Here is a 1,279-nt window from a genome sequence, read left to right as displayed (position 1 = left end):
CTTCTTACTGGCATTCATTCTATTGAGATTTGCGACGGGCGGTTTCCATTTGGATTCTTCTGTGAAGTGTACGATTGCTTCAACTTGTATAGCCGTTATTTTCCCCCATATCCCCGTAGCAGGATCTGTGATGAACGTATTCGCCATTAGCAGCCTACTGCTGATCATGATTTATGCACCTGTTAATATTGAAGGACATACAAGAATTCCGCCGAAGTATTACAACCACTTGAAGGTATTCGGATGTGTACTCGTTGCTAGTAATTTCTTAATACAGAGTCCAAGTCTTGCGATCGGTTATTTCGTACAATCCCTTACACTAATCCATTTTACGAAAAGGAGGTGAGTAATGTGAAGAGAATAGCTGCTCAATACGCTTCGTCCGTATTATCGCTTGTTGCAGTTGCCTTCGTCAGCGTAGCTAGTCCATGGATGATACATAACCCGAAAGCACCCAAGGAATTGTTGAAAAAGTAATTCATGCTATTACGTCAAACCCGAACCATACAGGTTCGGGTTTATTTTATGATTTTGGGAAAAAAAGGGGTCGGGGTACAACAAAGATCGAATCACTAGCATCATAGTGTGATATAGTAATAGTTATTAGAGCTACGAGAGCTACGTACATGGGGGGCATCCATGATAAGTGTTTTCAAAGATTTCCTGTTAAACATCTTAATTGTATTCTTCCCCTTATTGTTCTACCCGTATATTCAGAAAATCAAAAATAACCTGGTGTTATATCGATTATTGTTGTATATCCTCTTCGCCTTTGCCTTGATCTTAACGATGTCCTTTCCAGTCGTACTGAATGGCATTACCTACGACTTTCGGTCCATTGTCATCGTGATCGGCTCCCTGAACGGGGGTGCACTAGTCACCGTTCCCTTATACGCGACTGTACTAATTTATCGGTATTTGCAGGGGGCACCAAACCCTTGGTTGTATACGGTTTCATTGCTGCCGACGATCGCCATTGTCCTCTATTCCCTAAGATTCTACCCTATGCTGACGCTTTATCGGAAAATCGGCATGGCCGTATTGGTCGGTACACTGATTAAGTTGGTCACATTCGCGTTGTACTTTACCTGGATTGATCGTCTCGATTTATTGCATGATAAGCCTCTTGCCACTGTAGAGGTATATGTACTGCAAGGAATTATCGCAGGGATATTCATATATAAAATCGAGTTTCTCAACAAATATTTTCATATGCGAGATGAAGTATTCAAGAGTGAGAAGATCAAGATTGTCAGCGATATGGCAGCTTCGGTAGCAC

The 1,279-nt window shown here is 41.8% G+C and carries 3 protein-coding genes; all 3 read left to right on the top strand.

Annotated features, from left to right (window positions below):
* Positions 1-7 precede the first annotated feature (7 nt).
* Positions 8-346 (top strand): accessory gene regulator B family protein, encoded by a 339-nt coding sequence (locus AC1DWB_RS35510; protein ID WP_477545767.1) that lies wholly within the window; start codon positions 8-10, stop codon positions 344-346.
* Between the two features lie 5 nt (positions 347-351).
* Positions 352-477 (top strand): AgrD family cyclic lactone autoinducer peptide, encoded by a 126-nt coding sequence (locus AC1DWB_RS35505; protein ID WP_477545766.1) that lies wholly within the window; start codon positions 352-354, stop codon positions 475-477.
* A 162-nt stretch (positions 478-639) separates the two neighbouring features.
* Positions 640-1,279: LytS/YhcK type 5TM receptor domain-containing protein (locus tag AC1DWB_RS35500; protein WP_477545765.1), on the top strand; the 640-nt coding region annotated here is incomplete at its 3' end.

The organism is Paenibacillus sp. P4_E11, from assembly GCF_056401635.1.
This window is presented reverse-complemented; position numbering and strand designations above follow the sequence as displayed.